This window comes from Saccharopolyspora dendranthemae, from assembly GCF_007829955.1.
GTDB lineage: Bacteria > Actinomycetota > Actinomycetes > Mycobacteriales > Pseudonocardiaceae > Saccharopolyspora > Saccharopolyspora dendranthemae.
In genome coordinates this window covers 105,672-128,224 of the sequence record NZ_VIWX01000002.1, presented here as the reverse complement: position 1 = coordinate 128,224, position 22,553 = coordinate 105,672, and the positions used below count along the sequence as shown (strand labels likewise).

Below are 22,553 nucleotides of genomic sequence, written 5' to 3'. Positions count from 1 at the left end.
CACCTGGGATGAATTACCTCGCAGCGGGTTCGGACTCCGCCTCGGAGACGGTCCGCTCCAGCTCGACCGGAAGCCGCTCGGCCGCGCGGTAGTCGATCGCCGCCTTCGCGAACGCCGCGAACAGCGGGTGCGGGCGGGTCGGACGGCTCTTGAGCTCCGGGTGCGCCTGGGTGCCCACGAAGAACGGGTGGATCTCGCGGTCCAGCTCGACGAACTCGACCAGGCGATCGTCCGGCGAGGTGCCGGAGAAGACCACGCCTGCCTTGCTCAGCTCGTCCCGGTAAGCGTTGTTGACCTCGTAGCGGTGCCGGTGCCGCTCGTGGACCTCGGTGGAACCGTAGGCCTCGGCGACGATCGAGCCCTCGGCGAGCTTCGCCGGGTAGGACCCCAGTCGCATGGTGCCGCCCATGTCCCGGTCACCGGAGAGCACGTCGTGCTGGTCGGCCATGGTGCTGATCACCGGGTGCTGGCAGGGCTCCTCGAACTCGGTGGAGTTCGCCCGCTCCAGCCCGCCCAGCGCCCGGGCCGTCTCGATCACCATGCACTGCAAGCCGAGGCACAACCCGAGGATCGGGATGTTGTTGGTGCGGGCGTAGCGGATGGCACCGAGCTTGCCCTCGATGCCGCGCACGCCGAACCCTCCCGGGATCAGCACGCCGTCCACTCCGGCCAGCGCCTGCGCCGCGCCCGATTCGGTCTCGCACGTGTCCGACCCGACCCAGGAGATCTCCACCTTGGCGTGGTGGGCGAACCCACCGGCGCGCAGGGCCTCGGTCACCGACAGGTACGCGTCGGGCAGGTCGACGTACTTGCCGACCAGCGCGATGCGCACCCGCTCGGACGGGTTGTGCACGCGGTCCAGCAGATCGCCCCACACCGACCAGTCGACGTCGCGGAATGGCAGTCCGAGCCTGCGCACCATGTAGGCGTCCAGACCCTCGCTGTGCAGCACCTTCGGGATGTCGTAGATGGACGGCGCGTCCGGGCAGGCCACCACGCCGTCGGTGTCGACGTCGCACATCAGCGCGATCTTGCGCTTGAGGTCGGCGGGCAGTTCGCGATCCGCGCGGCAGACCAGCGCGTCGGGCTGGATGCCGATGTTGCGCAGCGCGGCCACCGAGTGCTGGGTCGGCTTGGTCTTGAGCTCGCCCGACGGCGCCAGGTACGGCACCAGCGAGACGTGCAGGAAGAAGCAGTTGTCCCGGCCCACGTCGTGGCGGACCTGGCGGCAGGCCTCCAGGAACGGCAGCGACTCGATGTCGCCGACGGTGCCACCGACCTCGGTGATCACCACGTCAGGCGTGACGCCGTTCTCGTCGGGCTCGGCCATGGCCCGGATGCGGGCCTTGATCTGGTCGGTGATGTGCGGGATGACCTGCACCGTGTCGCCCAGGTACTCGCCGCGGCGCTCCTTGGCGATGACTGCGGAGTACACCTGGCCGGTGGTGACGTTGGCGTTGCGGGTCAGATCGCGGTCCAGGAACCGCTCGTAGTGACCGATGTCCAGGTCGGTCTCAGCACCGTCCTCGGTGACGAACACCTCGCCGTGCTGGAAGGGGTTCATCGTCCCCGGATCGACGTTCAGGTAGGGGTCGAGCTTCTGCATGGTCACCCGCAGGCCGCGGGAGGTGAGCAGTTCGCCCAGGCTGGACGCCGTGAGCCCCTTCCCCAACGAGGAGGCAACGCCCCCCGTGACGAAAACGTGCTTGATCGTGCGTGCTTGCGGCACCAACAAAAGCTCCCCGTGGTCAAGCCGTCGCCTGGCTGGAATTTCTGCGCTGGCAGGACGGCTGGATCCGTCGCTCCCACGGAATTCCAGCCTAACGCACGACCACCGCGGCCCGCACCGAGACCCGCCCTATCCGGAAACGGAGAACCGGCCGGGTCAACCGCCATCCGGCGGCCTCCCGGCCGGTCGACCGTGACGTCTTGGTGAACCCCGCACGACCTGCGACGAACCCGCGGATCACGAAGCGCCGCGGGTTCCCGGCACCGGTCCCTGCGCGCTGCTGGCCACACCGTAGTGCCCGGCCTGCCGGTCCGCCTGCTCGCGGGCGGCCATGACGACCGCCACACGTCCGGCGCCGGTGTCGGCGTTGTCCACGGTGGACAGGTTCGACGACATCGCAGGGTCGGCTCGCGCCACGCCGACGGCTCCGCGCCCGTCGGCCGAGCCGCTGGTGCCCGCCAGGACGGCACCCTGCCCTGAGCGGTCGATCTGGGTGGCCAGCCGCGCCAGAGCCGTCGCCCTGTCCGCCGCGTTGTCGCCCTCCAGGCGACCGCCGGTGAGCACCACCGCCAGCTGCGCGGGCCGCAGGCCTTCCGAAGCGGTCGCGAACCCACCACCGGACAGGCCCGACAGCGCCGCCGCGCGAGCGTCGTCCGCCGCCTGCGGCTGCCCGGTCTGCGGGTTGACCAGCGTCAACGGGCCGAGCAGGCCACCGGCGAGGGTCCCGGGGTCCGCGGCCGTGGGCAGCTGGACCCCGGCGGGCAGCAGCTGCGTGACCACGCCGCGCAGCTGGTCTGTCCGATCCGGGTCGGTGAGGGCCTGGCCGAGGCGGACGTCACCGGAGATGTCGGCACCGGAATCCCGCAGCAGCTTGGTCATCGCCTGGCGCTGGCCGTCGTCGGTGTCGGCGGCGCTGATCAGCACCACGCTGCGACCGGAGAGCTGCCCCTGCACGGCCATCGGCGCGACGGTCGTGTTGAACCGGTCGGCGGATTCGGTCTGCGCCTTGAGCTGCGCGCGCTCGGCGCCGAGCTGGTCGACCTGAGCCTGCAGCTCCTCCTTCTCGCCGCCCACAGCGTTCAGCAGGCCTTGGCTGACCGTGCTGGTGCCCAGCACCACGCCCACTGCCAGCGCGAGGAAGACCGCGGCGATCGAGATGATGTGGTAGCGCACCGTGATCACGAGAACAGCCCCTTGAAGTAGGCCGACACGACACCCGTGGTGTCGACCATCTGATCGACTGCGGCGGAACCGAGCCCGGACACCAGCAGGGCCACGGCGACCACCAGCAGCACCGCCACCACCAGCAGCACCACAGCGGACATCGGCGTCCGGCTGCGCTGCAGGTTGGCCACCGCCGGGCCGTCGATGACCTTGCTGCCGAGCCGCAAGCGGGTCAGGAACGTCGACGGGTTGGAACCGGAACGGCCCCGGTCGAGGAATTCGCTGAGCGTGGCCTGGAACCCGACGGTCACCACGAGGCTCGCCTTGTGCGCGTCGGCCAGCAGCAGCGCCAAGTCCTCCGGGTTGCCGGAAGCCGGGAACGTCATCGCGCCCACGCCCAGGTCCTGGATGCGCTCCAGCCCGGGAGCGTGCCCGTCGAGGTGCGCGGGGATGACCAGCTCGGCACCGCAGCGCAGCGTCTCGGTGCTGATGGTGTCCGGCGCGCCGACGATGACGTTCGGCTTGTACCCGGCCCGCTGCAGGGCGTCGGCGCCGCCCTCGACGCCGATCAGCACCGGCTTGTACTCGCGGATGTAGCGCTTGAGGCTGCGCAGGTCGTCGGCGTGGCCGTAGCCGGGCGCGACCACGAGCACCTGCCTGCCCTCCATCGAGCCGGCCAGCTCGGGCACCCCGATGCCGTCGAGGATCAGCGTGCGCTCGGTGCGCAGGAACTCGATCGTGTTGGCCGAGAACGCCTCGAGCTGGGTGGCCATCCCGGCCTTGGCCTCGATGAGCTGGTCGGCGATCGAGTTGGTGTCCTGCTCGACGCCCCGGCCGATCTCGCGGTCCCCGGCGTAGATCCCGCCTTCGAACAGGCGGATCTTCGAGCCGTCCTTGACCTGGTTGAGGATGTCGGCGCCAACACCGTCGACGAGCGCGACACCGGCAGCCAGCAGCACTTCCGGCCCGAGGTTCGGGTAGCGCCCGGAGATCGACGGCGCGGTGTTGACCACGCCGATCACCCCGGCGGCCACCAAGGCTTCGGCGCTGCGCCGGTCCAGGTCGGCGTGGTCGATGACCGCGATGTCACCGGTGCGGACCCGGCGCGGCAGATCACCGGAGCGGCGTTCCACCCTCGCGACCCCGGCGAGCCCGGGCAGGTCCTCCTGCTGTCGAGTCAGCAGTCCGCTGATTTTCATGCGCCGATGGTGACAAACCAATCACCGATCGTGCCTGCGCCACGCCGAACGCACTACGTCATATGCCGCAACACCCGATGAGCGAAACGGCCCAGCACCCGTTCACCGTCAGGCAAGCGCCGAAGGTGCTTTCGCGGTACCCCACCAAAGCAACCGGCACCGCCGCGGGTTCTCAGACGCCTCCTGGGGAGGACAGCCGAAGCGCCGCGTATCCCCTAATACTCAAGTCTCGGATCCCGGAGCCAGGAGGCGTCTGAGGTTCCGCTACCCGCACCGCCGGGCAGCACGACCACCAGCCTCTAAGGCTTCTTCTTGGAGCCCTTGCCCTTCCGGCCGAACTTCTCCTGGGTGAGCTTGTAGGTGTTCGCCGTCTCCAGCAGTTCCTCGGCGTGCGCGCGCCCGGTCTCGGTGGACTCCATGCCGGCCAGCATTCGCGCCAGCTCCACCACGCGTCGTTCGTCGGCGACCATGCGGACGTCGCTCTTGGTGAGACCTCCGTCCGCTTGGCCCTTGTCGACCACCATGTGCCGGTCGGCGAACGCCGCGACCTGCGGGAGGTGAGTGACCACGACGACCTGGTGGGTGCGGGCGAGCCTGGCCAGCCGACGCCCGATCTCCACGGCCGCACGACCGCCGACTCCGGCGTCGACCTCATCGAAGACCAGGGTGGGCACGGTGTCGGCGCCGGCGAGAACGACCTCCAGCGCCAGCATCACGCGGGAGAGCTCACCACCCGACGCACCCTTGTGGATCGGCAGCGCGGGCGCACCCGAGTGCGCGATCAGCTGGAGCTCGACCTCGTCGACTCCGTCCGGCCCCGCGTGCAGCGTGCGACCGTCCACCGGCAGCCCGTTGGGGTCACCGTCGTCGGCGTCCTTGGCGTGGACCAGGACCTGGAGCTTCGCCTGCGCCATCGCCAGCCCGGACAACTCCTGCGAGACCGCCTCGGCCAACCGCACCGCTGCCTCACCGCGCGCTGCGCTGAGGGCTTTCGCGTGCTCGGCGAGTTCCACCGCGAATTCGTCGCGGCGGGCGGCCAGCGCCGCCAGCGCCTCCTCCGAGGTGTCCATTCCGGACAGTCGGGTGCGGGCGTCCTCCGCCCAGGCCAGCACGCCGTCGACGTCGGCCGCGTACTTCTTCGTGAGCTGCTTGAGCTCCGCTTGCCGCGCCAGCACCTGCTCCAAGCGGGCCGGGTCGGCGTCGAGCTTGTCCAGGTACGCGCCCAGCTCACCGCCCACGTCGGAGAGCACGGCGACCGCCTCGGCCACGCGAGGTTCCAGCTCTCGCAGCGCCGGGTCCTCGGATGACGACAGCCGCCGGGACGCCTCCCCGATCAGCCCGATGGCTCCCGGAGCCTCCGGATCGGCATCGGCGGAACCGGACAGCGCGTGCTGGGCTCCGGCGGCGATCTCGCGCAGCTGGTCCACGTCGGCGAGCCGTCGCGCCTCGTCGACCAGCGAAACGTCCTCCCCCGCCTCGGGGTTGACGGCTTCGATCTCGGCGAGGCCGTGGCGCAGCAGGTCCGCTTCCCGGGACAGCTCGCGCGAGCGCTCGGTGCGTTCGACGAGTTCGCGCACCGCCTCGGCCCACTCGGCGCGAACCCGCTGGTAGTCGGCCAGAACGTGCAGGACCGGCTCACCGGCGAACCGGTCGAGCACGGCCCGCTGCTCGCCGGGCCGCAGCAGCCGCAGCTGGTCGTTCTGCCCGTGCACCGCCAGCACCTGCTCGGACAGCTCCGCGAGCACGCCGTTGGGCACCGAACGTCCGCCCAGGTGCGCCCGCGAGCGGCCGTCGGACGTCACCGTGCGCAGCGCGATCAGACTTCCGTCGTCGTCAGGTTCGGCACCCGCGTCGCCTGCGACCTTCGCCGCCGGTGAGTCCGGGGTGGTCGCGAAACGGCCCTCGACGACAGCTCGCTGCGCACCCGCCCGGACTCGCGAGGCGTCGGCCCGGCCGCCGCTGAGCAGATGGAGCCCGGTGACCACCATCGTCTTGCCCGCGCCCGTCTCACCCGTGACCACGGTCAGGCCGGCGTGCAGTGCGAGCGTGGCGTCGTCGATGACGCCCAGTCCCTGGATACGCATCTCCGCCAACACACTCAGCACCCTATCGGCACCGAAGGCTCAGGAGCGCCCCACTGCGGTGATCGCCACCGAAATCGTTAGACATTGTGTTCGATCCGCCCCGAGCGGACGGCGGGAGCCGCGCAGGCCGGGCGGCTACTCGGCAGGACCGCGCCAGCCCTGGACGGGCAGCTCGAACTTGCGCACCAGGCGATCGGTGAAGGACGTGTCCTGCAGGCGCACCAAGCGGATCGGCGTCGACCCGCCGACGACCTCGACGCGCGCACCGGGCGGCAGGTCGAACTGCCGCTGGCCGTCGCAGCACAGCACGGCGTGGTGGCCGTGCTGGTCGATCTCCATCGCCACCAGCGATTCCCGCGACACGACCAGCGGTCCCGCGAACAGCGCGTGCGCGTTGCTGGGGACGACCAGCAGCGCGTGCACGTCGGGCCACACCACGGGTCCACCGGCGGAGAACGCGTAGGCCGTGGAGCCGGTCGGCGTCGAGCACAGCACGCCGTCGCAACCGAACGCCGAGACGGGATGCCCGTCGACCTCGACGACAACGTCCAGGATCCGCTCCCGGCTGCTCTTCTCCACGCTCGCTTCGTTGAGCGCCCACGTGGCGGCGACCTGCTCGCCGTTGAGCGTCGCGGTGACCTCGAGGGTCATCCGCTCCTCGACGTGGTAGCGCGATTCCACGACCGCGGCGATCGCCTCGTCCAGGTCGTCGGAGTCGGCACCGGCCAGGAACCCGACCCGGCCGAGGTTGACCCCGAACAGCGGAACACCAGCCGGTCTGGCGAGTTCAGCGGCCCGCAGCAGCGTGCCGTCACCGCCGAGAACCAGCACCAACTCGGTACCTGCCGCCGGGTTCTCGTCCGGTCTCGCGACCTCGCAGGCGGATTCGCGCAGATCATCTGCTTCGCCGGCGAGCGCCCGGACCGAAATTCCCGCGTCGAGCAGACGACCTGCGACCTTCTCCGCCGTGCGCAGGTTCTGCTCCCTGCCGGTGTGCACCACCAGCAGCACCCGTCGGGTCAACTGCCACTCCCTTGCCGGGGTGAATTCTTGGATGAGGTCTGCGGTCCTCCTTCGACCGCGTCCGCCACCAAGCGGCTCGCACGCTCGCGGTCGGTCTCGACGCCCGGCCGGAGCCAGATGAAGAACTCGACGTTGCCGGACGGGCCAGGTAGCGGGCTTGCCACCACGTCACGCAGTCCCAGCCCGAGCTCGGCGGCGAAGTCGACCACTTCCAGCACCGCTTCAGCGCGCAGCTGCGGATCCCGGACCACGCCTCCCGAGCCTAGCCGTTGTTTGCCCACCTCGAACTGCGGTTTGATCATCGGTACCAGATCGGCGGTACCGGTGGCGCACGCGGCCAGCGCCGGCAGCACGAGCTTGAGCGAGATGAACGACAGGTCGGCGACCACCAGATCCACCTGGCCGCCGATGTCCTCCGGTGTCAGCGCGCGCACGTTGGTGCGGTCGTGGATGCGAACCCGTTCGTGGGTCTGCAGGTTCCACACCAGTTGTCCGTAGCCGACGTCGACGGCCACGACCTCGCTCGCCTCCCGGCGCAGCAGCACGTCGGTGAACCCACCGGTGGACGCGCCCGCGTCCAGGCACCGCTTGCCCGCCACGGTCAGCCCGCCGGGCTCGAATGCCTCGAGGGCACCGAGGAGCTTGTGCGCACCTCGCGACGCCCATCCCGGATCGTCGACGTCCTCGGCGACCAGCACGGGCGCGTCGATCTCCACCGCCGTGGCGGCTTTGCGCGCGGGCATGCCGCGCACGGTCACCCGGCCGGCGGCGACCAGCTCTCCAGCGTGTTCCCGGGACCGCGCCAGCCCGCGCCGAACCAGTTCGGCGTCCAGGCGCGCCTTGCGAGGCACTTCGTCAACTCCGAGGGGTGTTCTGGGACTGCAGGTGATCGGCCTTCGACAGCGCCTCGGTCAACGCGCCGTGCACGTTCTCGAAGCGCTGGACGTGCTCGGCGACGGGCTGATCGCGCACCTCGTCGAGCTCGGTCATCGCCTCGGAGATCGCATCGATCGCCGACTGACCGTCGTCGGCCTGGCGCGCCAGCATCGCCGGGTTCGGCGCCTGCGGCTGGCCCGGAGAGGTCATGGGCAGGTACTCCCCTCGTTCGCGGTGCAGCACCCGGCCGGTGCGCGACACCGCGTTCACGCTAGCCGAATCGTCCGCCGCGTTCCCGTCAGGTCAGTCGATGTCCAGCTCGCGCAGCGCTCGCCGCGCCGCGTCGTCGGTGCCCTCCACCGGCACAGGACCGGCACCCGCGGACCACCAGGCGGCGCACAGCGCGCGCAGCGCCCCGAGCTCGTCGCCCTCACCGCGCGCGGACAGTTCGAGACGCTCACCGACCGACACCGACCAGGCCGGCTGTTCGGCGACGTCGACCACGGACTTCGGCGAGTGCACGCCGCGCAGATCGGCGGCGACGCTGGTCGGCCGCTCACCGGGTCGGGCTTCCAGCAGGTGGCGCGGCGTGTTGACGCCGGTGAGCACCATCAGCGACGGCATGTCCGCCTTGACCGCGCCGGCGATGTCGGTGTCCAACCGATCACCGACCATCAGCGGCCTGCTGGCGCAGGAGGACGACACGGCCCGGTCGAGCAGCGGACGCTCCGGCTTGCCCGCGACCAGCGGTTCCTGGTCGGTCGCCGCGCGCAGCAGCTCGACCAGAGCTCCGTTGCCGGGCATCAGCCCGCGCTCGGTCGGCAACGTGCGGTCGGCGTTGCACGCCACCCACAACGCGCCTCCGCGAATCGCCAGGCACGCCTCCGCGAAGTCGCGGTACGCCAGCTCGGTGAACAGACCCTGCACCACCGCGACCGGTTCGTCGGCGAACTCGCTGACCGGAACCAGGCCCAGTCCCTCCACCTCGGACTTCAGAGCGGGAGAGCCGACGACCAGCACGCGGGCCCCGACGGGCAGCTTCTCGGCGAGCATCGCAGCGCCCGCCTGGGCGCTCGTGCTCACCTCGCTCCGCTCGGCCTGCAGCCCGAGCCCGACCAGGTGATCGACGACCGCCTGATCGGGCTTGGAGGCATTGTTGGTGACGTAGCGGACCGGAACGCCGCGGCTGTGCACCTGCTGGATCGCCTCCAGCGCACCGGGAACCAGCTCTCCGCCCCGGTACACCGTGCCGTCCAGGTCGAACAGCACCACGTCGTGGTCGTCGAGCAGCGCGCCGCTCACTGGGTCCGCGAACCCCCTTCAGACGACGCGTCCGCGATCTCGCCGTCAGCATCGGCCTTCACGTCGTCCGGCTCGACGGCGTCGTCGTCGGCGTCAGCCGTGTCGTCCGCGCCGGCGTCGTCTGCATCGGCGTCGTCAGCGTCGGCGTCCGCATCAGCGTCGTCGAGTTCGTCCTCGTCGATCTCCGCGGCGGCTTCGGCCTCGTTGACCAGTTCCTCGATGACGTCCGGGCCACCGAGCTGGACCGCGAGCTCCTCGAGCCGCTCGGGAGCGTCGGTCTCCTCCTCGTCGTCGGCGTGCGCCGCGTGGACGAACCAGGTGAAGGCGTCCCGCTCACGGCCGGCGGCCAGCAGGTTGTCGGCGTAGGCGTAGAACAGCCGGGCGCTCCAGGGTTCCTGGCGCTTCGGGTCCAGCTCCGGGATCTGCAGGCTGACGACGGACGCGTCGATCTCGTCGAGGTCCCGACGCGCACCGGCCGCGACGATGCGCAGCTCGATCTCGTCCTCCTTGTCGAGCTGCAGCGCCTCTTCGCTGCGCACCAGCTCGATCGCCCGCTCCGGACGACCCAGAGCGCGCTCGCAGTCGGCCATGATCGCCAGGTGTCCGGGCCCACCGCCCATACGACGCGCGGCGCGCAGCTCGGACAGCGCTTCGTTCCACTCACCGGTCAGGTACGCGGTGAGCCCGTTGGCCTCGCGCACCGACGGGATCCGCGAAGCCTTCTGCCGCGCGAAACGGGCGTGCGCCAGCGCGCGCTCCGGCTCATCGTCGATCAGCTGTCCAGCGGCGACCAGGTGCTGCGCGACCTTGTCGGCTGCGCCCTTCGGCAAGGACAGGAGTTCGCGACGGACCTCGGGGTCCAGATCGGACGGTTCGACGCCCTCCTCGGGAAGCTCCGGCTCGACGGCCTTCGGCGCGTCGTCCTCGTTCTTGCGCTCGGGCTTGCGATCGCCGTCGCGCTTGAAGCCGCCGTCCTTCTTGAAGCCCTCGTCCTTCTTGAAGCCGCCGTCCTTCTTGAACCCCTCGCGGCCGCCGCGGTCGTCCCTGCGCCGGTCGTCGCGGTTGCGGTTGTTCCGGTCGTCCCGACCGCGGTCATCGCGGCGGGGGCGGTCGTCGCGGTTGTAACCGCCGCGGTTGTCGCGGTCGTCGCGGCGCGGACGGTCGTCGCGCTTCGGGCCGCCGCGGTCATCGCGACGCGGGCGATCATCGCGGTTGAACCCGCCGCGGTCATCCCGCCTGTCCCCGCGGTAGCCGCCCCGGTTGTCCCGACCGCGGTCATCCCGCTTGAAGCCACCACCCCGGTCGTCGCGATTGCGGTCGTCACGGGTCCGGTCATCCCGGGGACGGTCGTCCCGGCGGAAGTTGCGGCCCCGGTCATCACGATTGCGATCATCGCGCCGGTCGTCACGGCGGAAGCCGCCGCGGTCGTCGCGATTGCCCCGGTAACCACCACGGTCATCCCGGCCGCGATCGTCCCGCTTGAAGCCACCACCCCGGTCATCGCGGCGGTCATCACGCTTGAAATCGCGCCGGTCGTCGCGCCCGCGGTCATCACGACGCGGACGGTCGTCACGGTTGAACCCACCGCGGTCGTCGCGATTACCCCGGTAACCACCGCGGTCATCCCGGTTCCGGTCGTTGCGGAAGCCACCTCGGTCGTCCCGCGAACCGCGGTTGTCCCGGTCCCCGCGGAACCCACCGCGGTCATCGCGCGGTCCCCGGTTGTCGCGATCCCCGCGGAAGCCGCCCCGGTCGTCGCGCGGTCCCCGGTTGTCCCGGTCCCCGCGGAAGCCGCCGCGATCGTTGCGGTTGCCCCCTCGGTCATCGCGTCGGAAGCCACCGCGGTCGCCGCCCCGGTCATCGCGGTTGCGGTCGTTGCGGAAGCCACCGCGATCCCCGCCGCGATTGTCGCGGTCGTTGAAGCGACGCTGACCACCGTCGTTGTCTCTGCGCGGGCCCCCTTGGGAACCGCGGCCCTGGGAGTTGCCGCCCGGCTTTCGGTCGTAGTTGCCACGACCGCCCTGGCCGCCGCGGCCGGCACCGGCCCCGCGACGAGGGCCGCCGCGCTTGTCGTCGGAACCGGACACCGAACCTCCTGAGGAAGAAAAGCCAAAAGATCTTACCAAGGTCATGGCCTCGGCCAGCGCACCCGCGCCGCGCGGAGTCTTGATCGACCACCTGCGCTCGTGCTGTCGTCCAAGCCCTCGATCAGGGCTGAACAGTCACGACCGGGACGCCTCCCACAAATCCTACAGCTCACCAGCCCGAGCCAACGCCCCGGGACCACCCACGCCGGCCATCACACCAACGAAAACCACAGGACTGGAACCTCGACGAACGCAGGCGCAAAGCCCGCGAAAACGGGCACTCGTGGCGCACGAACTACGGGAATTGTGCGAGCAATTCTGTCGGCCTCATGGCAGGAGTCGACGCGCTCGGCTTTTCTGGAAATGCAAAGAGGGGTGGGGTGGACAGATCACTCTGTCCACCCCACCCCTCTTTTCAAGGAATGTGTCGGCGGTGTCTTACTCTCCCACACCCTAGCGAGTGCAGTACCATCAGCGCTGGGGAGCTTAGCTACCGGGTTCGGAATGGGACCGGGCGGACCCTCCCCGCCATCGCCACCGACAACCCTCAGCCCCGTCCGAAAACGGGAAAACCATGGGGCGCCAACAACGTTGACACATATTCAATTCATCAACACACAACCGTGGGTTGTTGTCTCAGATATCGTATAGTGGGTGCGTAACATCTTTGTGAGCAAGTCCTCGGCCTATCAGCACCGGTCAGCTCCACACATTACTGTGCTTCCACATCCGGCCTGTCAACCCGGTCATCTACCGGGGGCCTTAACCCACAAAGGGGTGGGAGACCTCATCTAGGAACAGGCTTCCCGCTTAGATGCTTTCAGCGGTTATCCCTCCCGAACATAGCCAACCAGCCGTGCTCTTGGCAGAACAACTGGCACACCAGAGGTTCGTCCGTCCCGGTCCTCTCGTACTAGGGACAGCCTTCCGCAAGTCTCCTACGCGCGCGGCGGATAGGGACCGAACTGTCTCACGACGTTCTAAACCCAGCTCGCGTGCCGCTTTAATGGGCGAACAGCCCAACCCTTGGGACCAACTCCAGCCCCAGGATGCGACGAGCCGACATCGAGGTGCCAAACCATGCCGTCGATATGGACTCTTGGGCAAGATCAGCCTGTTATCCCCGGGGTACCTTTTATCCGTTGAGCGACACCGCTTCCACCAGCCAGTGCCGGATCACTAGTCCCTGCTTTCGCACCTGCTCGACCCGTCAGTCTCACAGTCAAGCTCCCTTATACACTTACACTCAACACCTGATTGCCAACCAGGCTGAGGGAACCTTTGGGCGCCTCCGTTACCCTTTGGGAGGCAACCGCCCCAGTTAAACTACCCACCAGGCACTGTCCCCGATCCGGATCACGGACCCGAGTTAGATGCCCGGAACGACCAGAGTGGTATTTCACCAACGACTCCACCACCACTAGCGTGATAGCTTCCCAGTCTCCCACCTATCCTACACAAGCCGAACCAAACACCAATACCAAGCTATAGTAAAGGTCCCGGGGTCTTTCCGTCCTGCCGCGCGAAACGAGCATCTTTACTCGTACTGCAATTTCACCGGGCCTGTGGTCGAGACAGCGGAGAAGTCGTTACGCCATTCGTGCAGGTCGGAACTTACCCGACAAGGAATTTCGCTACCTTAGGATGGTTATAGTTACCACCGCCGTTTACTGGCGCTTAAATTCTCCGCTACACCACCGAAATGGCTTTACGGGTCCTCTTAACGTTCCAGCACCGGGCAGGCGTCAGTCCATATACATCGCCTTACAGCTTCGCATGGACCTGTGTTTTTAGTAAACAGTCGCTTCTCCCTGGCCTCTGCGACCACCACCAGCTCCCACCGCAAGGGCGTTCACCAGCAGTGGCCCCCCTTCTCCCAAAGTTACGGGGGCAATTTGCCGAATTCCTTAACCACAGTTCACCCGACCGCCTCGGTATTCTCTACCTGACCACCTGTGTCGGTTTCGGGTACGGGCCGTGCACACACTCGCTAGAGGCTTTTCTCGGCAGCGTGGGATCACTCACTTCACCACAACGGCTACGCATCACCTCTCACCCACAAGATGTGCGGATTTACCTACACACCGGGCTACAGGCTTACACCAGTACAACCATTCACTGGCAGAGCTACCCTCCTGCGTCACCCCATCACTTGACTACTATCCCATCGGGTCCCATGCACTCCACGCTTCACCCGAAGGATCCACATATCGCGGATGGTTAGCATCAAAGAATTCATCATGGACGCGCATGCACGGGTACGGGAATATCAACCCGTTATCCATCGACTACGCCTGTCGGCCTCGCCTTAGGCCCCGACTCACCCTGGGCGGACGAACCTTCCCCAGGAACCCTTGGTCATCCGGCGGAAGAGATTCTCACTCTTCACTCGCTACTCATGCCTGCATTCTCACTCCCACACAATCCACACCACGCTTACGCGGACGCTTCACCTCGTGCAGGACGCTCCCCTACCCAACCCAACAAAAGTTGAATTGGCATGGCTTCGGCGGTGCGCTTCAGCCCCGCTACATTGTCGGCGCAGGACCACTTGACCAGTGAGCTATTACGCACTCTTTCAAGGATGGCTGCTTCTAAGCCAACCTCCTGGTTGTCTAAGCGATCCCACATCCTTTCCCACTAAGCGCACACTTGGGGGCCTTAGCCGATGCTCTGGGCTGTTTCCCTCTCGACGACGAAGCTTCTCCCCCGCCGTCTCACTGCCACACTCAACTCAGGCGTATTCGGAGTTTGGCTGATCTCAGTAACCCGTGAAGGCCCATCAACCAACCAGTGCTCTACCCCACCCAAGCAACATATGACGCTGCACCTAAATGCATTTCGGGGAGAACCAGCTATCACGGAGTTTGATTGGCCTTTCACCCCTACCCACAGCTCATCCCCCAGGTTTTCAACCCTGGTGGGTTCGGGCCTCCACACGGTCTTACCCGCGCTTCACCCTGGCCATGGGTAGATCACTCCGCTTCGGGTCTACACCACGCGACTAAAGCGCCCTATTCAGACTCGCTTTCGCTCCGGCTACCCCCAACGGGTTAACCTCGCCACGCAGCAGTAACTCGCAGGCTCATTCTTCAAAAGGCACGCCATCACGGTTGCAAAGACCGCTCTGACGGATTGCAGGCACATGGTTTCAGGAACTATTTCACTCCCCTCCCGGGGTACTTTTCACCATTCCCTCACGGTACTATCCACTATCGGTCACCAGGAAGTATTTAGGCTTAGCGAGTGGTCCCGCCAGATTCACAGCACCCTCCACGAAAGCGCTGCTACTCGGGAACACCACCACACACAGACCACGCATTTTCGCCTACCGGACTCTCACCGTCTACGGTCAGGTTTCCCAACCTGTTCAACTAACACGCAATCTAATGCTGGCGGACTGGTAGATCCGCCCAACAGTGTCCCACAACCCCGCACACGCAACCCCTACCAGGTATCCCACGCGCACGGTTTAGCCTCTTCCGCTTTCGCTCGCCACTACTCACGGAATCACCAGTGTTTTCTCTTCCTACGGGTACTAAGATGTTTCACTTCCCCGCGTTCCCCCTCACACCCTATACATTCAGGCATGAGTAACCCGACATCACTCGGGCTGGGTTTCCCCATTCGGACACCCTCGGATCACAGCTCGTTTGACAACTCCCCGAGGACTATCGCGGCCTACCACGTCCTTCATCGGCCCCTGGTACCAAGGCATCCACCATGTGCCCTAAAAAACTTGGCCACAAAGATGCTCGCACCCACTATACAATTCTCAAACAACAACCCGAGACCACAACACACCCCCACACAACGTGGAGGCGGTGTGCTCTCTCAGACACCCAACAGCGGACCATAAAGCACCAGCACACAGCCGGCGAAAGTTAGTGTGTTCCACAATCCATCGAGCACCCGAGCAGTGACACATGCGGCCACTCCACTCGGAAACTCCAGCGACAACGCTGGGTTTATCTTGCTCCTTAGAAAGGAGGTGATCCAGCCGCACCTTCCGGTACGGCTACCTTGTTACGACTTCGTCCCAATCGCCAGTCCCACCTTCGACCACTCCCTCCCAAAGGGTTAGGCCATGGGCTTCGGGTGTTACCGACTTTCATGACGTGACGGGCGGTGTGTACAAGGCCCGGGAACGTATTCACCGCAGCAATGCTGATCTGCGATTACTAGCGACTCCGACTTCACGGGGTCGAGTTGCAGACCCCGATCCGAACTGAGACCGGCTTTAAGGGATTCGCTCCACCTCACGGTATCGCAGCCCTCTGTACCAGCCATTGTAGCATGTGTGAAGCCCTGGGCATAAGGGGCATGATGACTTGACGTCATCCCCACCTTCCTCCGAGTTGACCCCGGCAGTCCCCCACGAGTCCCCGGCATAACCCGCTGGCAACGTAGGGTAAGGGTTGCGCTCGTTGCGGGACTTAACCCAACATCTCACGACACGAGCTGACGACAGCCATGCACCACCTGTACACCAACCACAAGGGAAACCGTATCTCTACGGCTGTCTAGTGCATGTCAAACCCAGGTAAGGTTCTTCGCGTTGCATCGAATTAATCCACATGCTCCGCCGCTTGTGCGGGCCCCCGTCAATTCCTTTGAGTTTTAGCCTTGCGGCCGTACTCCCCAGGCGGGGCGCTTAATGCGTTAGCTACGGCACGGAAACGGTGGAACCCATCCCCACACCTAGCGCCCAACGTTTACGGCATGGACTACCAGGGTATCTAATCCTGTTCGCTCCCCATGCTTTCGCTCCTCAGCGTCAGTATCGGCCCAGAGACCCGCCTTCGCCACCGGTGTTCCTCCTGATATCTGCGCATTTCACCGCTACACCAGGAATTCCAGTCTCCCCTGCCGAACTCAAGTCTGCCCGTATCGACCGCACGCCCACAGTTAAGCTGCAGGTTTTCACGGCCGACGCGACAAACCGCCTACGAGCTCTTTACGCCCAATAAATCCGGACAACGCTCGCACCCTACGTATTACCGCGGCTGCTGGCACGTAGTTAGCCGGTGCTTCTTCTACAGGTACCGTCACCCGAAAGCTTCGTCCCTGTCGAAAGAGGTTTACAACCCGAAGGCCGTCATCCCCCACGCGGCGTTGCTGCGTCAGGCTTTCGCCCATTGCGCAAGATTCCCCACTGCTGCCTCCCGTAGGAGTCTGGGCCGTGTCTCAGTCCCAGTGTGGCCGGTCACCCTCTCAGGCCGGCTACCCGTCGTCGCCTTGGTAGGCCACTACCCCACCAACAAGCTGATAGGCCGCGGGTTCATCCTGCACCGCCGGAACTTTCCACACACAGACCATGCGGCCGTGTGTCATATCCGGTATTAGACCTCGTTTCCAAGGCTTATCCCAGAGTGCAGGGCAGATTACCCACGTGTTACTCACCCGTTCGCCACTAATCCACCACCGAAGCGGCTTCATCGTTCGACTTGCATGTGTTAAGCACGCCGCCAGCGTTCGTCCTGAGCCAGGATCAAACTCTCCAACAATGCTTTGTTGAAACAATCCCAGCACACACTCAACAACCCACAACAGGTTGGAGCGTGATACTCAAAGAAACCACCAACCACCACCAAAAGATGCTGGTCAGGGGCATAAAAGAACACTAACCAAAATGATCCGCTGTTGAGTTCTCAAAGAACACACCCACACCATCGCAATGGACCCAAGGCCCACCAACTCCGGGGAGTCATTTCCTCGTTCGCTTTTCGCTGCGTTCAGACTAGCAGGCCATTTTTTCGGTCTCACCGGGGGGGTTAACCCTTTTCCAGTGCCGCCGAATCTCGGCTCGCTATTCCGCCCGGCAGGTTACCAAGCGCTATTTTCAATGAAAGTTCAGGGTGGAAAACCGAGTCCGCCGCCCAAGTCGAATCGACTTGATTTCACTTCTTCGATTTCCCGTTCGGGGCGCCCACTCTACCATCCGGAGACAGGAGCTTGGTTCGCAACCCCGCATCAGGCCCGGCCCGGTTTCCCGGCCCGTGTCGCGCTGACTCGATATAAGTTACACGGTCGGTTGAGGGGCCTTGAAACCGGGGGGTCCTTCAATCGAAACGGGGCGCAGACCCGCAGGTCAGCGCCCCGTTCGGTGCGGACATCGGGCCTCAGCGCATGACCTTCACGCCAGCGGTGTTGCGCTTGCCGCGCCGGAGCACCAACCAGCTGCCGTGCAACAGGTCCTCGCTCGCGGGCGTCCAGTCCTCACCGGCGATCTTGGTGTTGTTGACGTACGCGCCGCCCTCCTTGATGGTCCGTCGCGCTGCGCCCTTGCCGTTGACCAAGCCGGTTTCGACGAGCAGGTCGACGATCGTCGGACCGTCGGCGAGCCGGAGCTCCGCGGTCGGCACGGCGGCCATGGCCGCGTCCAAGGTCGCTTCGTCGAGCTCGGCGAGCTCTCCGCGCCCGAAGAGCGCCTGGCTGGCGGCGATCACCCGGCGGGTCTGGTCCTCGCCGTGCACCAGCGTGGTCAGCTCCTCCGCGAGTCGCTTCTGCCCCGCTCGCAGCTGCGGGCGTTCCGCCGTCGTCCGCTCCAGCTCCTCGATCTCCTCGCGATCGAGGAAGGTGAACAGCCGCAAGTACCTGGCGACGTCCTCGTCGGCCGCGTTGACGAAGTACTGGTACCAGGCGTAAGGCGTGGTCATGGACGGGTCCAGCCAGACGTTCCCGCCGCCGGTGGACTTGCCGAACTTGCGCCCCTCGGCATCGGTGACCAGCGGTGTGGTGAGCGCGTGCGCGCTCCCTCCATCGACCTTGCGGATGTAGTCGACGCCGCCGACGATGTTGCCCCACTGGTCGGAGCCGCCGATCTGCAGCTTCGCACCGTACTTGCGGTTGAGCTGCAGGTAGTCGTAGGACTGCAGCAGCATGTAGCTGAACTCGGTGTAGGAGATCCCGTCGGTGGCGAGTCGCCGCTTGACCGTCTCCCGGCCGACCATCATGTTGATCGAGAAGTGCTTGCCGACGTCGCGCAGGAAGTCGAGCGCGGAGACGTCGTCGAACCAGTTCAGGTTGTTCTCCGCGATCGCACCGGTCGGCGAGTCGTCGAAGACCACGAACTTCTCCAGCTGCACTCCGATCGACCGCAGCCGTTCGGTGATGACCTCCCGGGTCACCAACGTCCGCTCCCCCACGTCACGGGGGTCACCGATCTGGCCGGTGGCGCCGCCAGCCAGCACGATCGGCCGGTGCCCGGCGCGCTGGAACCGCGCGAGCGTCAGCAGCTGGACGAGGTTTCCCGCGTGCAGGCTCGGCGCGGTCGGGTCGAACCCGGCATAGAGAGTGAGCGGGCCCGCGTCGAGGTCTCGGCGCAGGGCATCGAGGTCGGTGGATTGCGCGATCAGTCCGCGCCAGGCCAGCTCGTCAAGGATGTGCTCACTCACGAGGTTCAGTTTCGCGCATCACCGCAAGCGGGTTTACGCCCGGGCTCTGATGCGGCGACGTCCGCCACGCCGGTAGGCGCTGACGGCCTCCGACCCGTCGACCCAGGACCGCCACGGCAGGTCCATCGCGGCCGCGACGCCGACGCGGGGACCGCTGCGGATGTCGTCCTCGGCGACCGGTGTCCCGCCCAGGAGGCGAACGGGCGAATCCGGCGAGGTCAGGTCGACGCCGTTGTGCTCGCGGGTGATCCCCAGCGCCCCGGCCAGCCGCGCGGGTCCGCTGGCCAGCAGGGTGTCCTTGCGGGACGCGGGCCTGCGGCTGCGCGCCAGGTCATGTCCGGTGGTGATCTCGCCTGCGCGCAGCAGGACCGCTCCGGGTACGCCGTCGGTCAGGCACACCACGTTGATGCAGAAGTGCATCCCGTAGACGAAGTAGACGTAGAGGTGCCCTGCGGGGCCGAACATCACCGAGTTGCGCTCGGTCCGGCCCCGGTAGCAGTGCGACGCGGGATCGTCGGTGCCCCGGTAGGCCTCGACCTCGACGATGCGCGCTCCCACCTCGCCCTCGGGGCTGCTGGACCTCAGCTCGCAGCCCAACAGCCTGCCCGCGACCCACAGCGGGTCGCGGGCCAGCTCGTCGCGCGTCACCAAGTCCACGCTCAGCACCCTACCGGGCGTGCGGCGTTGATCAATCCGACAACCACGCGCGGTGCTCGTCCGCGGCGGCGACGACCCGCTCGCGCTGCTCGGCGACGCGCGCCGGAGCGGTGCCGCCGTGCGAATCGCGGGACTCGATGGAGCCGGCGACGGTCAGCACCTCGCGGACCTGCGCGGTCAGGGCGGGGTGAACGGCCGCCAGTTCCTCGTCGGTGAGCTCGTCCAGGCCCGCACCGCGCTGCTCGGCGATGCGCACGCACTCCCCCGACGCCTCGTGGGCGACGCGGAACGGAACGCCCTGGCGCACCAGCCATTCCGCGATGTCGGTGGCGAGGGTGAACCCGGCCGGGGCGAGTTCGGCCATCCGCTCGGTGTGGAAGGTGAGCGTGCCCAGCATTCCGCTCATCGCGGGCAGCAGCAGGTCCAGGTGCTCGACGGAGTCGAAGACCGGCTCCTTGTCCTCCTGCAGGTCGCGGTTGTAGGCCAGCGGCAGCGCCTTGAGGGTGCTCAGCAGCCCGGAGAGGTTGCCGATGAACCGGCCGGACTTGCCGCGGGCGAGCTCGGCGACGTCCGGGTTCTTCTTCTGCGGCATGATCGAGCTGCCCGTCGCCCAGGCGTCGTCGAGCGTGATGTAGCCGAACTCGGCGGTGTTCCAGATGATGACCTCTTCGGCGATCCGCGAGAGGTTGATCCCGATCATCGCGAGGCAGAACGCGGCTTCGGCGGCGAAGTCGCGGGACGCGGTGCCGTCGATGGAGTTGTCGGTCGCACCGCGGAAGCCGAGGTCGGCGGCGATGGCTTCCGGGTCCAGGCTCAGCGAGGAACCGGCGAGGGCACCGGACCCGTAGGGCGAGTAGGCCGTCCGGGCGTCCCAGTCCCGAATGCGCGAGACGTCGCGCAGCAGCGCCTGGCAGTGCGCCAGCAGGTGGTGGCCGAGCAGCACCGGCTGGGCGTGCTGGAGGTGGGTGCGCCCGGGCAGCACGGCGTCCGGGTGCGCGGCCGCCTGCGCGACGAGCGCGTCGACGACGTCGAGGACGCCGGCGGCGATGCGCCGGCAGGCGTCGCGCAACCACATCCGGAACAGGGTGGCGACCTGGTCGTTGCGGGATCGACCGGCGCGCAGCTTGCCGCCGAGGTCGGCGCCGACGCGCTCCAGCAGACCCCGTTCGAGGGCGGTGTGCACGTCCTCGTCGTCGATGACCGGGGTGAAGGCACCCGATTCGACGTCGGCGGCGAGCGTGTCGAGCCCGGCGAGCATGCCGTCGAGCTCCTCCTCGGTCAGCAGCCCGGCCCGGTGCAGCACGCGGGCGTGGGCGCGCGACCCGGCGATGTCGTAGGGGGCGAGCCGCCAGTCGAAGTGGGTCGACAGGCTCAGCGCGGCCATCGCCTCGGCCGGGCCGGAGGCGAACCGGCCGCCCCAGAGCTTGGTGGACTCACTGCCTTGCTGCGTCACGTTCGGTTCCTCGGTGCTCTCTCGGTCGGGTGCCGCGCGGTCGTGGTGGCCAACCGCGCGGGCTCGATGTCGTTCGTGTCAGGTGGGTCAATCGCGGACGGGGAGAGCATCATCGTCGGCCTGGAGGCCGCCCGCTGCCATCGCGAGGAAGCGCTCGGCGAGCTCGTGCCCGGTCAGCGGCTCCCGGGCGACGATCATGACCGTGTCGTCGCCCGCGATCGAGCCGACGACCTCGGTCAGCGCCGCGCGGTCGATGGCGCTGGCCAGGAACTGCGCCGCGCCCGGTGGAGTGCGCAGGACCGTCAGGTTCCCCGCGCCGTCGGCGCCGGCGAGCAGCTCGCCGAGCAAGCGGCTCAGCCGCGAGGTCCCGCCCTGGACCCCGCGGACCGGGCTGCCGTCCTCCGGGATGACGTAGACCGCTGCCCCTCCGTCCGGGCCGCGCAGCTTGACGGCGCCGAGCTCGTCGAGGTCCCTGGACAGAGTTGCCTGGGTGACCTCGATGCCCGCGTCGCCGAGCAGCTTGGCGAGCTCGGTCTGGCTGCGGATGTCCATCGAGGACACGAGTTCGACGATGCGCGCCTGCCGCGCGACCCGGGTCGTGCTCATCCTCGTCGCACCAGCCAGGCGAGCAGCGCCTTCTGCGCGTGCAACCGGTTCTCGGCCTCGTCGAACACCGCGCTCGCCGGGCCGTCGATCACCTCGTCGGTGATCTCCAGCCCGCGGTGCGCGGGAAGGCAGTGCAGCACGCTGGTTCCGGGCTTGCCGGTGGCCGCCAGCAGCTCGGCGTTGACCTGGTACGGGCGGAACGGGCTGACCCGGTCCTTGCCGTCGTTCTCCTGGCCCATCGAGGTCCACGAGTCGGTGACCAGCACGTCGGCCCCTTCGACGGAGCTCTGCGGCGTGGTGTGCAGCTCGACGGAGCCGCCGGTCTCGGCCGCGCGCTTGCGAGCCGCTTCAAGCACCCACTCCACCGGGCGGAAGCCCTCCGGCGCGCCGATGCGCACGTGCATGCCCGCGGTCGCGCCACCCACCAGCAACGAGTGAGCCATGTTGTTGGCCCCGTCGCCGAGGTAGGTCAAGGTCAGCCCGGCGAGATCGCCGTGGCGTTCGCGGACGGTCTGCAGGTCGGCGAGCACCTGGCAGGGGTGGAACTCGTCGGTGAGCGCGTTGACCACCGGGCCGCTGGAGGCCGAAGCCATGGCGTCGATGCGCGCCTGGGCGAAGGTCCGCCACACCACCGCGTCGACGTAGCGGGACAGCACGCGCGAGGTGTCCTCGATGGTCTCCTCGCGGCCGAGCTGCATCATCCGCCCGTCGACCACGATCGGCTGTCCGCCGAGCTGCTGGATGCCGACCTCGAAGGAGAGCCGGGTGCGGGTGGAGTTCTTCTCGAAGAGCACCGCGATCGACTTGCCCGCGAGCACGTCGGACCCGAGCGGGTCCGCCTTGAGCTCGTCGGCCAGGTCCAGGACCTCGACCTGCTCTTCAGGCGTCAGGTCGTCGTCGCGGAGGAAGTGCCGGGACATCAGTTCTCCAAATCGTGCGGGGCACCAGCGCCCGGTCGAACGGACGAGCGCGCAGG

The 22,553-nt window shown here is 67.2% G+C and carries 15 protein-coding genes and 3 rRNA genes; 1 reads left to right on the top strand and 17 read right to left on the bottom strand.

Annotated elements, in window-relative coordinates; translation table 11 throughout:
• Positions 1 to 13: 13 nt before the first annotated feature.
• From FHU35_RS09535 to FHU35_RS29555, 9 genes are all read right to left on the bottom strand, one after another.
• Positions 14 to 1,729: a CTP synthase gene (locus FHU35_RS09535; RefSeq protein ID WP_425474134.1), complete on the bottom strand. Its 1,716-nt coding sequence runs from the start codon at positions 1,727 to 1,729 to the stop codon at positions 14 to 16.
• A 237-nt stretch (positions 1,730 to 1,966) separates the two neighbouring features.
• On the bottom strand, positions 1,967 to 2,911 hold the full coding sequence (locus FHU35_RS09530) for a copper transporter (RefSeq protein WP_145738155.1): 945 nt from the start codon (positions 2,909 to 2,911) through the stop codon (positions 1,967 to 1,969).
• Positions 2,908 to 4,092, bottom strand: coding sequence for a putative cytokinetic ring protein SteA (gene steA / locus FHU35_RS09525; protein ID WP_145738154.1), 1,185 nt, complete (start codon positions 4,090 to 4,092; stop codon positions 2,908 to 2,910). The genes FHU35_RS09530 and steA overlap by 4 nt, the downstream gene beginning before the upstream one ends.
• Before the next feature lie 299 nt (positions 4,093 to 4,391).
• Entirely contained in the window at positions 4,392 to 6,188 is a 1,797-nt protein-coding gene (gene recN, locus FHU35_RS09520; protein WP_186459426.1) for a DNA repair protein RecN, read from the bottom strand.
• Between the two features lie 123 nt (positions 6,189 to 6,311).
• On the bottom strand, positions 6,312 to 7,199 hold the full coding sequence (locus FHU35_RS09515) for an NAD kinase (RefSeq protein ID WP_145738153.1): 888 nt from the start codon (positions 7,197 to 7,199) through the stop codon (positions 6,312 to 6,314).
• Entirely contained in the window at positions 7,196 to 8,050 is an 855-nt protein-coding gene (locus FHU35_RS09510; protein ID WP_145738152.1) for a TlyA family RNA methyltransferase, read from the bottom strand. The genes FHU35_RS09515 and FHU35_RS09510 overlap by 4 nt, the downstream gene beginning before the upstream one ends.
• 4 nt (positions 8,051 to 8,054) lie before the next feature.
• On the bottom strand, positions 8,055 to 8,336 hold the full coding sequence (locus FHU35_RS09505; protein ID WP_246110195.1) for a hypothetical protein: 282 nt from the start codon (positions 8,334 to 8,336) through the stop codon (positions 8,055 to 8,057).
• A gap of 42 nt (positions 8,337 to 8,378) precedes the next feature.
• Positions 8,379 to 9,377 (bottom strand): HAD-IIA family hydrolase, encoded by a 999-nt coding sequence (locus FHU35_RS09500; protein ID WP_145738151.1) that lies wholly within the window; start codon positions 9,375 to 9,377, stop codon positions 8,379 to 8,381.
• Complete coding sequence (locus tag FHU35_RS29555) at positions 9,374 to 10,207, bottom strand: tetratricopeptide repeat protein (protein WP_246110194.1); 834 nt, start codon at positions 10,205 to 10,207, stop codon at positions 9,374 to 9,376. The genes FHU35_RS09500 and FHU35_RS29555 overlap by 4 nt, the downstream gene beginning before the upstream one ends.
• Here FHU35_RS29555 and FHU35_RS29550 point away from each other — a divergent pair.
• Positions 10,172 to 11,476, top strand: coding sequence for a hypothetical protein (locus tag FHU35_RS29550; protein WP_222429400.1), 1,305 nt, complete (start codon positions 10,172 to 10,174; stop codon positions 11,474 to 11,476). The two genes, FHU35_RS29555 and FHU35_RS29550, sit on opposite strands and share 36 nt — an antisense overlap.
• Before the next feature lie 413 nt (positions 11,477 to 11,889).
• Here FHU35_RS29550 and rrf read toward each other — a convergent pair.
• The 8 genes from rrf to argF all read right to left on the bottom strand — a co-directional run bounded on the left by rrf (position 11,890) and on the right by argF (position 22,497).
• A 5S ribosomal RNA gene (gene rrf / locus FHU35_RS09490) occupies positions 11,890 to 12,006 on the bottom strand.
• Between the two features lie 127 nt (positions 12,007 to 12,133).
• Positions 12,134 to 15,209, bottom strand: a 23S ribosomal RNA gene (locus FHU35_RS09485).
• A 239-nt stretch (positions 15,210 to 15,448) separates the two neighbouring features.
• Positions 15,449 to 16,971: ribosomal RNA gene (locus FHU35_RS09480) — 16S ribosomal RNA — on the bottom strand.
• The 16S, 23S and 5S rRNA genes sit together here, the layout of an rRNA operon.
• A 615-nt stretch (positions 16,972 to 17,586) precedes the next feature.
• Positions 17,587 to 18,861, bottom strand: coding sequence for a tyrosine--tRNA ligase (tyrS, locus tag FHU35_RS09475; protein ID WP_145738149.1), 1,275 nt, complete (start codon positions 18,859 to 18,861; stop codon positions 17,587 to 17,589).
• A 33-nt stretch (positions 18,862 to 18,894) separates the two neighbouring features.
• Positions 18,895 to 19,518: a DNA-3-methyladenine glycosylase gene (locus FHU35_RS09470; RefSeq protein WP_145738148.1), complete on the bottom strand. Its 624-nt coding sequence runs from the start codon at positions 19,516 to 19,518 to the stop codon at positions 18,895 to 18,897.
• A gap of 31 nt (positions 19,519 to 19,549) precedes the next feature.
• On the bottom strand, positions 19,550 to 20,902 hold the full coding sequence (gene argH, locus FHU35_RS09465) for an argininosuccinate lyase (protein WP_145739799.1): 1,353 nt from the start codon (positions 20,900 to 20,902) through the stop codon (positions 19,550 to 19,552).
• Between the two features lie 156 nt (positions 20,903 to 21,058).
• Positions 21,059 to 21,577 carry an arginine repressor gene (locus tag FHU35_RS09460; protein WP_145738147.1) on the bottom strand — a complete coding sequence of 173 codons (519 nt, stop codon included), beginning with the start codon at positions 21,575 to 21,577 and terminating at the stop codon, positions 21,059 to 21,061.
• The gene (gene argF / locus FHU35_RS09455; protein ID WP_145738146.1) at positions 21,574 to 22,497 is read right to left on the bottom strand and encodes an ornithine carbamoyltransferase; all 924 of its coding nucleotides are present in this window, start codon (positions 22,495 to 22,497) and stop codon (positions 21,574 to 21,576) included. The genes FHU35_RS09460 and argF overlap by 4 nt, the downstream gene beginning before the upstream one ends.
• Positions 22,498 to 22,553 lie beyond the last annotated feature (56 nt).

Bases quoted from the DNA above. Each gene is read 5' to 3' on its own strand.
- argH (WP_145739799.1), bottom strand. From the start codon at position 20,902: ATGGCCGCGCTGAGCCTGTCGACCCACTTCGACTGGCGGCTCGCCCCC.
- argF (WP_145738146.1), bottom strand. From the start codon at position 22,497: ATGTCCCGGCACTTCCTCCGCGACGACGACCTGACGCCTGAAGAGCAG.
- FHU35_RS09460 (WP_145738147.1), bottom strand. From the start codon at position 21,577: ATGAGCACGACCCGGGTCGCGCGGCAGGCGCGCATCGTCGAACTCGTG.
- steA (WP_145738154.1), bottom strand. From the start codon at position 4,092: ATGAAAATCAGCGGACTGCTGACTCGACAGCAGGAGGACCTGCCCGGG.